The organism is Pseudoalteromonas sp. NZS71, from assembly GCF_015864715.1.
GTDB classification, from domain to species: domain Bacteria; phylum Pseudomonadota; class Gammaproteobacteria; order Enterobacterales; family Alteromonadaceae; genus Pseudoalteromonas; species Pseudoalteromonas arctica.
In genome coordinates, this window is the sequence record NZ_JADYWS010000003.1 from 167,162 (window position 1) to 178,561 (window position 11,400).

Sequence of the window (11,400 nt, forward strand, 5' to 3'; positions counted from 1 at the left end):
TACTTTGCCAAATTGAAAACCAAAAAAATGCATGAAACATTCAAAACAGATGAAAATAACTATATTCAACAAATAGATACAACGTTTCTAAAAAAGAGAAATATTTATTTAGGTGTAAAGCGTGACGATTTACTACATCCGCTAATAAGTGGTAACAAATGGCGTAAATTAAAATATAATTTAGCGTACATGCAAAAAATAAATAAAACAGAACTTCTGACTTTTGGTGGTGCGTTTTCAAACCATATTCACGCCTGTGCAGCTGCCGGAAAAGAATTTAATATAAAAACTCGCGCGATTATTCGCGGACCAGAACTTGATAACAACAACCCAACAATCCAATTTGCAAAACATTGTGGTATGCACCTACATGTTGTTAACCGTATAGAATATCGAAAACGCCACGACATCGATTACCTTAATGCTCTGCAAGAGCGCTTTCCAAATGCTTATATTATTCCTGAAGGTGGTACAAATGAACATGCTTTATTAGGGTGTAAAGAGTTAGTACAAAGCTTACCTGAGCATAACTACTTAGTGTGCCCTACCGGTAGTGGTGGCACGCTTGCTGGATTAATAGAAGGCAGTGCTTCAACAACACAAGTGATTGGTGTAGCAGTATTAAAACAAGCTAATTATTTAAATGAAGAAATAAAAAAGCTGAGCGCTAAAGCTAATAATCAAAACAACTGGCAGTTACTCACAGAGTTTCATGGTGGTGGCTATGGTAAGTTTTCACCTGAGTTATGGCAGTTTTGCCAAGATATGAGCCGTACACATAATCTACCGCTTGAGCCTATTTATAGCGGAAAAATGATGTATGCATTGTGGCAGCTTATTGAGCAAGATTATTTCCCATCTGGGAGTAAAATTATTGCGGTTCATACTGGCGGGCTTCAAGGCTTAAATGGACTTAAATATAGAGGGTTAATTTAATTAAATACCGCTTGCGTAAACTCTTGAAGTGGCTCTGAAAAGTAAAACCCTTGAGCTCCCACCACTCCCAATTTGGCAAGCGTAAACAACTCTTTTTGAGTTTCTACACCAACGGCATACACAGGCAAATTTAAGAGGTTTGCGGCTTCGACTATCTTTTTTATTTGCCTTTGATTTTGAGTTTTTTCATTTAATAAATGAATTAGTTCGTATGATAATTTAAGCCCGCATACTTGGTTATAATCAGCTAATACCGCTACTTTCTCACTACTTTTTACATTATCAATCACAACTTGTGAACGGCTTTTTTTAATTACATTTAGTGCATTAGTTATCGATTCTCTATGAGTAAAAAACTCAGCCTCACTTATTTCAAATTGTAATTTAGCACTTAATTTAAGCTCTGCTATTTGACTAGGTAACCATTCCCAAAATACATTATTAAACCAATTTTTAGGGTGTAGATTTACACTAACTGTTAAGGCCGAAGATTCACTCAGCATTAGCTTTTTAACTTGTGTTATTACTGCTTTATCTAATATTAAAGCGTCTTGATTACTATAAACCTGATTAATAAAATAACGAGCAGCTAGTAAACCAAGTTGGCTATGCCTAACTCTGATAAGAGCTTCATGTTCTAAAATTTCCCCGCTAGAGAGCTCAAATAAAGGCTGGAAGAATAATATAAATTTGTTCTTTTTAATATTTTCGATAACTTGCTTACTAGAAAGTGGTTTTTCTTGGCAGTAATTTAACGCTAAGCGGTGAGAGTGCTGTACTGAGCTGTTTTGCGATAGCATAAGTGCTGATTTTGCTAACTGATAAACCGCAATTTTATCTGCGCCTAATCGATAGTCGCACGCACCTATTTTAATATTTTTATGAGTCATACTTTTTTGATAATTTTGGCATAGTAAAAACACGCTCTGATGGAGCTTTTCAACGTAGCTGTCTAACTCGGGAGTAGGTATATGTGGCAAGGTGACGGCCAAGTAACTGGAATTTAGTATTTTTACCGACACATCTTTAAATTCAGTCAATTTTCTAGTGATTAACACTTTAAAAATAGCTTCTTTATCGGTTTTCTTATCAAAGTCACATTCAATGAGTAAAAATAAGCTATGTGATGCTCTATTAACCCCATACAAAGAACTTAATTCGCATTTTTTTACTTGTTTAATTAATCGTATTTTATTTTGTTTAATAGTTTTAGTAGGTTGTATCATTGTATTTTTGGGTATAATTCTACGGCTTACATTTAATAAGCCCCACCAACGATAAGACCAGCCAGCGGCGCCTAATATGATCAAGTTTAGCAATATAAATAAGTAACTTTGTGTTACCCAAGCAGGATAGTGATAGAGGCTCAAACTTAATGTTTTGTAAGAAAAAACTTCGCGCTCTATATTCACTAAATGCCTAAAATGCTCTGCAGGCTTTGGCACCTCCAACACAAAACCTTCACTTTTAGCTAATGCGGCCAACACTTCATTGTTTATAGAAGGAGATAAATTCAGCTCGTAAACGTGTTTAACGAACTGCTGCCCAGAAGCATGAACTTTTTGATGTAATGCATCATTTAAAACGAAATTAAAACTAATAAGCATCATTAAAAATAAGACAAAAGAGATACCCTTGAAGTGTTTGAAAAGCCAGATTTTACTCTTTTGCATAGCCTGCCACTCGTTAAATTATTAACTAAAGTGTTGTTCAATATCTATAGAAGTACAAGGCTATAAACTAAGTTTAAACGTTTATTAATCGCGCTAAACAAAAAACACTCAGATAAACGAGAACTTACAAAAACAAACAACTATGCCCTTTATTTTATAAATAGATTAAATTGAATCCTCAAGCTTGAGCGCGTTTTGTTTGTAGTGTGTGCAGCGAAGCGATGTGCTTTGTTTATGGTGTCTAACTCACTAATTTCTGACATTGATAATTCAACCTTTGCTGAAATAAACATATGGGGAAAAGAATGTATGAGATTTCATATAGCAACCGGTGAGTCAAATTCTATTTTATGAAGTTTCTTTTTAAGTTATCCAAAATAGGCTCAAGCCAGCGGACAATATTACGATAGGTACTTAATATGAATAATTATTAAATCACTTTAATGGCTCAGCTATTTATTTAAACAGCGGATTATAGTTTCACGTAGATTTTGCGCTTTAATAGGCTTTGCAACATGGGCGTTCATGCCAATGGATAAGTATCGTGTAATATCATCTTTCATAACATTAGCTGTTAAAGCAATTATTGGAATATTTGCGATTGCTTTGTCACTATCGCTACGAATAATTTTACTCGCCTCAACCCCGTCCATAATAGGCATATGAATATCCATCAAAATAATATCGTACGATTGTGATTTCACGGCTTGAATACATTCTAATCCATTGTCAACCAAGTAAATTTGAGCATCAGCCTTCTCTAGTATGTTTGTAACGATAAGCCTGTTGATCGAGTTATCTTCCACAACCAATATTTTTATACCTGTCAGCGACGCTTCACTTACGGTGTTTACTATAGGCACTTCATTAAGAGGGCCTACTACTTTACTTTCAATCGCCTCATACAAAACACTCGTGTATACAGGTTTCTGCAAAATAGTTTTTATACTTACTTTTTTGGCTGCATTATTAAGTAAACTTTCGTCACTCATTATAAGCACAATCGTGTTGTTATAAAGTTGAGGATTAATATTGAAAATGCGTATTAAAAAAGTTTCGCTACTCATTGATGGCATAGCCCAGTCGACAATAATAACTTTAAATTTCTCTTTATTGTGTTCAATAATATCAATAGCTTGTTTAGCAGATTGACAGGCCGTACATACCAGCCCCATAGCCGTTAGCTGATTTTCAATTACCTTAAGATCATCTTCATTATCATCTATAATTAATACCTCAAACGAATCAGTAAATGTTAGGTCGGGAGTGTTATCAATCAACGCTTGGTTATTCAATTTCACCTTAATCGAAGCTATAAATTCACTACCTACACCTTGAGTACTTTTTACCGTTATATCCCCACCCATCGATTGGCATAAACGCTTACTTATAGTTAAACCTAAACCTGTGCCGCCAAATTTCCTGGTTGTAGAGCTGTCAGCTTGAGTAAAAGATTCAAATAAATTGGTAAGGCTTTGCTCGGCAATCCCAATACCGGAATCCTTAACAATGAAATACAAACAAACGCTCTTAGGATCAGCTAACGATCTTTTTGATTCTATTAATACCGATACAAAGCCCTGTGTAGTAAATTTAATTGCGTTAGAGCATAAATTTAGCAGTACTTGGTTTATTCGAACTACATCACCTATTAAATCGAGCTTAACCTCTTTACCAATGACAATATCAAATGTGATCCCTTTACTTTGAGCTAGCTCATCAAAAGTTGCTTTGATGTAGTCAACAACCGAATTTACAGAAAAAGGAAATTCCTCAAGGTTAATATTTCCAGACTCAATTTTTGAAAAGTCTAAAATATCGTTAATAACTACAAGGAGTTGATCTGAAGAATATTTAATTTTATTTAAATAATGCTCATATTCCCCAGGCAAACCTTTTTCGAGCAAAATGTTGGTTAAGCCAATAATCCCACTCATAGGAGTTCTAATTTCATGACTCATATTTGCTAAAAATTCAGACTTAGCGGATGTCAGCTTTTCGGCCTCTTCTTTGGCTTGCAACAGTTCTTCAGTACGCTGATCAACGCGAGACTCTAATCTTTGCTTTTCTTCATCAAGCTCTTTTAAAAGTTGAATGCGGCGTTGATTTAAAAACAATACGAAAACTAAAAAGCTGCTAAGAATAGAAATAATCGCAGTAGCGCTGTAAATTAATGTTTTATTTTTCTCAAAATAGGTTGGCTCGTAATAAGATATGATCGACTTTTCTGGCAAGCTTTGTGGAGCTATATCGAACTTGTTTAATTGACGCCAGTCATAAGCGTAAACACTTAGCCCTTCACCACTGATTTCACTTAAACTTTTATTTTCATTGTATAAAATTATCGAATCGGCAATACGTTCGCCTATTTTTTCACCCGACAACACATACCCACCAACAACACCTGAGCCTAATAGTACCTCCCAATAACTAAAAACGGGCGCAGAACTTGCTTTAGCTAATTGCTCTACGAGCTGATAAGGGCTAAGGGATTTATTATCGTAATGCCTGAAAATGGGAGTAAACAATATAATTGAATCATCTGGCGCATTTTTTACTTTAGTTAGCAGCTCTGGCATTGAAAGATCAAACCACTTCTCTACGCCTAAATACGAAAAGTCACGGTTAATAACCGAAAAGAGCCCTCGATAAAAGCTCATCCCAATATCGTTTTTTGTATCTAATATAACGATTAATTTTTTAGGCTTCATTAAATTAACAGCGCTTGCTGTTGCTTGCGCGTAATCTAATTTAGCTTGGATTACTGCTCCGTTAGTATTTTTAGGCAAACTAAATTGAGCGCCTGGTTCCAAATATATTCTTGGAGCATTTATAAAAAAGTCATCTAATTGCGATAAAAGTACTGCTGCAGAAGGAGACTGAGTAACAATGATATCGATGTGCTTATTTTTATATTTTTGTTTGAGGTAGTCCTTCATTAACTGTTTTTGATTTGCTTCATCGAATCGGTTTACATCCATATTTTCAACGAAGAGTTCATAACTAAAAGAACGTTCTATAAGTTTTTTACGCAGTCCAGAATCAACACTTTTGTGCCAAGGCATATCTTGGTTTGTTGAATTTATAAATAAAACATGAGTAACATTTGAAGAAGGTTGAGCGTTTGAAATTGGACTCACAAATTGAAAAACAAGAAATAAAAATAAGATATTAGTTTTCATGTTTCTCATTGTGTAATCAAGGTAAAAGTCTTTTAATGGTAAGTGTTAACGATATATATATCAATTAAATAAAATGTAAATACCACCATAATTTAACATGTTTACTAATACTATTTCATTTTATTGCTTAATGACGATATTCATTGATAGTTCTGGGTTGCCCTCACTACACAACTCGTATAAAAAAGCCGCTATTAAGCGGCTTTAAAATACTTTTTCAACATTTTGTATTTTGTCTTAGGTCAGAACGGGATATCGTCGTCAAAATCAATGGTTGGTTCCATTGGGTTTGATGCGCCACCTTGCGGAGCACTTTGTGGTTTAGGAGCGAAACCACCTTGCTGTTGTGGTGCACTTTTTTGCTGTGGTGCATAACCACCTTGCGGCTGATATTGATTACTTTGCTGCTGTGGTGCTGGAGCCGGTTTTGGTTGTGCTGCTGGTGCGGCTTGTTGCTGCGGATTATAGCCACTTTGCTGTGCAGCTTGGCCTTGGTTATTTTGACCGTAACCACCGCTTTGTTGACCACCTTGCGGCTGATTACCTTGGTAACCACCACCTTGTTGTCCACCTTGCGGCTGATTACCTTGGTAACCACCACTTTGCTGATCGCCACCACGTGCGCCTAACATTTGCATTTGACCAGTAAATCCATCTACAACTATTTCTGTAGTGTATTTTTCTTGGCCTTGTTGATCGGTCCACTTACGTGTTTGAAGTTTACCTTCAACATAAATTTGTGAACCTTTACGACAATATTCACCAACAATTTCAGCTAATTTGCCAAAGAACACAACACGATGCCACTCAGTTTTATCAACCATTTGGCCAGTGTTTTTATCTTTATAGCTATCCGAAGTTGCTAAGGTAATATTTGCTACACCATTGCCGTTAGGCATATAACGAACTTCAGGATCTTGCCCTAAATTACCAACCAAAATTACTTTGTTCACACCGCGTGCCATGGAACCATCTCCTATAAATGTTAGATTAAACCAGCTACTTTACGTGCTTGGTCTAGGTCAAATTCTTTATCATTAATCTTTAAATAGCTGCGACTTTCATCGCGAACCACAGTTGCTTCTATTACGCCTGGTAAAGCAACTAACTGAGAAGCAAGTGTTTGAGCATGCTCTTCAGAATCTAATTTGGTCATTAAACTAATAACTTTACTTTTGGGTGGGACTTGCATTTTCCACGCAATAATAAGCCATATTAACCCAACAAGTGCCGCTGCCGCAAACACAGCTTGCGTCGTTGTAGTTTGTGCTACATAACCACCTAACATACCGCCTAAAAAGGCGCCTAAAAACTGACTAGATGAGTAGCCACCCATTGCTGAACCTTTTTGGCTTGCAGGTGCTATTCGCGATACAAGCGCAGGCATAGTGGCTTCTAAAAAGTTAAACGCCACAAAATAAAGCAGCATACACACAGCAATGCCTACTACACTATTAACCCATACCGACATTGCTAGCATACTAATAGTTAACAAGGCTACTGAGCCAATAAATGCTTGTTTTTCTTTCTCTTTTTTAATGGCTACAATCATTATTGGTACCATTAATAAAAATGCTAAAAATAGCACTGGAATATATAAATACCAGTGATGGTCGGCAACTAAGCCATCTTTAATTAATTGACTCGGCAGTACGACAAATATTGTGGTTAGCGTTAAGTGTAATAGCAATACACCTGCATTTAATCGTGCTAACTGAGGGTGCTTAATTAGTTTTTTAATGTCGCTAAAGCTTGCTAATGTATCGCCTTTGGGCGCTTTATTTACCGCATTTGGCACTAGCATAGTCACTATAAATATACCAAAAACAGCTAAAATAGCAGTCAACCAAAATACACCCGCAATACCCCACGAAGCTGCAACAATTGGCCCAAGTAGCATAGCAAAGGCAAAGCTCATTCCTATGCTCATACCAATAACGGCCATTACCTTTGGTCGTTGCTCATCTCGGCTTAAATCTGAAGCAAACGCGAGTAGTGCACTGGCTATTGCGCCCATACCTTGTAGAGCGCGGCCTACGGTAACCATTTGAATAGAGTCAGCTAATGCAGCAACTACAGAGCCAATAGCAAACACGACTAAACCACCAACAATAACCTTTTTACGACCAATTTTATCGGATAATCGACCCATAGGTATTTGCAATACGGCTTGCGTTAAACCATACGCACCAATGGCAAAACCAATCCAAATAGGCGAAAAACCTTCAAGCGATTGTCCATAAATAGCCAATACAGGCATCAGCATAAACAAGCCGAGCATTCTAAATGCAAACACACTCGCCAGCGATACTGCGGCGCGTTTTTCTCGTGAATTAAGTGAAGATGCGGTCATTATCTGCGTGATCTTACTCTATGAAAAATTGAGGTTGGGATTCTACCATAAGCTTGGCAATAATTAATCGCCTATAAGTAAGGATTTTTCATTGATCAAGGATTAATATTGCTTCGTATTATGCGATACTGAGTAAATAATTTTGGTAATAAACGAGATAGCATGGAAAACATTGAAGTCCGAGGCGCCCGTACGCATAATTTAAAAGACATCAGCCTAACCATCCCACGTGATAAATTAATAGTTATTACTGGTCTATCTGGTTCGGGGAAGTCATCACTTGCATTTGATACACTTTATGCAGAAGGACAACGCCGGTATGTTGAATCACTCTCTGCGTATGCAAGACAATTTTTATCGCTTATGGAAAAGCCAGATGTAGATCACATCGAAGGCCTCTCTCCTGCAATTTCTATTGAGCAAAAATCAACGTCTCATAATCCACGATCAACTGTGGGTACTATTACCGAAATTTACGATTATTTACGACTTATGTTTGCCCGCGTTGGCGAACCACGATGCCCTACACATGATTTACCACTTGCTGCGCAAACCGTTAGTCAAATGGTAGATACTGTTTTGGCACTGCCTGAAGGCAGTAAATTAATGCTGCTTGCGCCAATAGTAAAAGAGCGTAAAGGTGAGCATGTTAAGTTATTAGAGCAGCTATCAAGCCAAGGTTATATTCGCGCCCGTATAGACGGTGAAGTATGTGACTTGTCTGATCCACCAACACTTGAGCTTCATAAAAAACATACAATAGAAGTTGTTGTAGACAGATTTAAAGTAAAAGATGGCTTACAACAACGCTTAGCAGAGTCATTTGAAACCGCGCTTGAAATGTCTAATGGCGTTGCACATGTAGCATACATGGATGATAGCAGCGCTGAAGAAATTCTATTCTCAGCAAACTTTGCCTGCCCTACTTGTGGCTATGCAATGACTGAGCTAGAACCGCGTTTGTTTTCGTTTAATAACCCTGCTGGTGCGTGCCAAACCTGTGATGGTTTAGGTATACGTCAATATTTTGATCCTAATCGCGTAGTGCATAACCCAGAGTTAAGCCTTGCTGGCGGTGCAATTAAAGGCTGGGATAAACGCAGCTTTTATTACTATCAAATGCTACAAGCCGTTGCTGAGCATTATAGTTTTGATTTAGATGTGCCTTATCAAGATTTAGACAGCGACTCGAAAAAAATTATTTTAGATGGCTCTGGTAGCACTAAAATTGCGTTTAATTACCGTAACGACCGTGGCGATTTAATTACGCGTAATCATGAGTTTGAAGGCGTTTTAAATAACATGAATCGCCGCTACCGCGAAACTGAGTCAAACTCTGTACGCGAAGAACTTGCTAAATACCAAACAAGCCAAGCATGTCCTAGCTGTAATGGCTCGCGTTTACGCGAAGAATCTCGAAATGTATTTATTGGAAAAACCAACTTACCTGCAATCACGTGCATGAGCATTGGTGAAGCTATGGAGTTTTTTGAAGGGTTAACGCTAACCGGACAAAAAGGCCAAATAGCTGAAAAAATACTAAAAGAAATTCGCGACCGTTTATCGTTTTTAATTAACGTTGGCCTAAATTACTTATCACTTGAACGCAGCGCCGACACACTATCAGGTGGTGAGGCTCAGCGTATTCGCTTAGCGAGCCAAATTGGTGCTGGCCTTGTAGGTGTAATGTACGTACTAGATGAGCCATCTATTGGATTACATCAACGCGATAACGACCGTTTATTACAAACATTGGTACATTTACGCGACTTAGGTAACACCGTTATTGTGGTAGAACACGATGAAGATGCTATTCGTGCCGCTGACCATATTATTGATATTGGCCCAGGCGCGGGTGTTCATGGTGGGCATATTATTGCTCAAGGAACACGCGACGATATTTTAGCAAGCAAAGAGTCTGTTACGGGCCAGTTTTTATCTGGCGTACGTAGAATAGAAATACCAAAAGAACGTCACCCAACGAACGACAAATGGCTAGAGCTATTTGGCGCAACGGGTAATAACCTTAAAAATGTGGATTTAAAAATCCCATTTGGTTTAATGACCTGTGTGACAGGTGTATCGGGCTCGGGTAAATCAACGTTAATAAACGACACTTTATTTAAACTTGCTCATACAGAGCTAAATGGCGCAACAACTGCCGAAGCGGCACCGTATAAATCAATTAGTGGTTTAGATCATTTTGATAAAGTGATCGATATTGATCAAAGCCCAATTGGTCGTACTCCGCGTTCAAATCCGGCAACCTACACAGGTATATTTACCGGCATTCGTGAGTTATTTGCAGGTACACAAGAAGCGCGCTCACGTGGCTACAAAGTAGGTCGCTTTAGCTTTAACGTTAAAGGCGGACGCTGTGAAGCTTGCCAAGGTGACGGCTTAATTAAAGTTGAAATGCACTTTTTACCTGATGTGTATGTACCGTGTGATGTATGTAAGAGTAAACGCTATAACCGCGAAACCCTCGAAGTACAATACAAAGGTAAAAACATACACCAAGTGCTTGAGATGACTGTTGAAGACGCTCATGATTACTTTGATAAAATACCGGCTATTGCGCGTAAGCTTAAAACGCTGATGGACGTTGGTTTGTCGTATGTTCGTTTAGGTCAAGCCGCTACTACTCTCTCTGGTGGTGAGGCGCAACGTGTAAAATTAGCACGCGAGCTATCAAAGCGTGATACTGGTAAAACGCTCTACATATTAGATGAGCCAACAACAGGCTTACACTTTGCTGACATTGAACAGCTGCTTGTTGTACTTCATCGTCTGCGCGATCACGGCAATACAATTGTTGTTATTGAGCACAACCTCGATGTAATTAAAACAGCAGATTGGGTTATCGATTTAGGACCTGAAGGCGGAGCTGGCGGTGGTGAAATACTCATTGCCGGTACACCAGAAGAAGTAGCCGAATGTGAGCGTTCACATACTGGGCATTACTTAAAACCTCTATTAAATAAATAGAGGTTCGGTTGTTACAAATCAATCGGTATTAAGGTTATTTAACTGTCGAGATTACACTTGATTAAAAATGGCGAGAAGATTCACTTCTCGCTATTTTTTTGCTCTAACTTTTCTTTTATCAACATAATACCAATCCGCAATAATACTTAATCATTTTGCGGGGCTAAACGTGTCGCTACCTGTGTTAAAAAATTCTCATTTACGACTGCATGGATGCAGAAGGTAGAAGGTAGAGCAATGCAGGAGCAATTGCCGAGAACAACTAAAT

At 37.9% G+C, this 11,400-nt stretch carries 6 protein-coding genes; 2 read left to right on the forward strand and 4 right to left on the reverse strand.

Going from position 1 to position 11,400, the window contains the following annotated elements; all coding sequences use genetic code 11:
• Positions 1–27 precede the first annotated feature (27 nt).
• A complete protein-coding gene (locus I6E85_RS02980; RefSeq protein ID WP_197236577.1) occupies positions 28–936 on the forward strand; it encodes a 1-aminocyclopropane-1-carboxylate deaminase/D-cysteine desulfhydrase in 909 nt (302 codons plus the stop codon).
• Here the strand turns inward: I6E85_RS02980 and I6E85_RS02985 are convergent.
• The 4 genes from I6E85_RS02985 to I6E85_RS03000 form a co-directional block, all read right to left on the reverse strand.
• Positions 933–2,546 (reverse strand): EAL domain-containing protein, encoded by a 1,614-nt coding sequence (locus I6E85_RS02985; protein WP_197236578.1) that lies wholly within the window; start codon positions 2,544–2,546, stop codon positions 933–935. The genes I6E85_RS02980 and I6E85_RS02985 overlap by 4 nt on opposite strands.
• Positions 2,547–3,061: 515 nt before the next feature.
• Complete coding sequence (locus tag I6E85_RS02990) at positions 3,062–5,791, reverse strand: response regulator (RefSeq protein ID WP_197236579.1); 2,730 nt, start codon at positions 5,789–5,791, stop codon at positions 3,062–3,064.
• Between the two features lie 242 nt (positions 5,792–6,033).
• Positions 6,034–6,756, reverse strand: coding sequence for a single-stranded DNA-binding protein (gene ssb / locus I6E85_RS02995; protein WP_007586300.1), 723 nt, complete (start codon positions 6,754–6,756; stop codon positions 6,034–6,036).
• 20 nt (positions 6,757–6,776) lie between these two features.
• A complete protein-coding gene (locus I6E85_RS03000) occupies positions 6,777–8,144 on the reverse strand; it encodes an MFS transporter (protein ID WP_010553785.1) in 1,368 nt (455 codons plus the stop codon).
• A 162-nt stretch (positions 8,145–8,306) separates the two neighbouring features.
• Between I6E85_RS03000 and uvrA the strand changes: the two genes are divergently transcribed.
• Complete coding sequence (gene uvrA / locus I6E85_RS03005) at positions 8,307–11,132, forward strand: excinuclease ABC subunit UvrA (RefSeq protein ID WP_024589880.1); 2,826 nt, start codon at positions 8,307–8,309, stop codon at positions 11,130–11,132.
• Positions 11,133–11,400 lie beyond the last annotated feature (268 nt).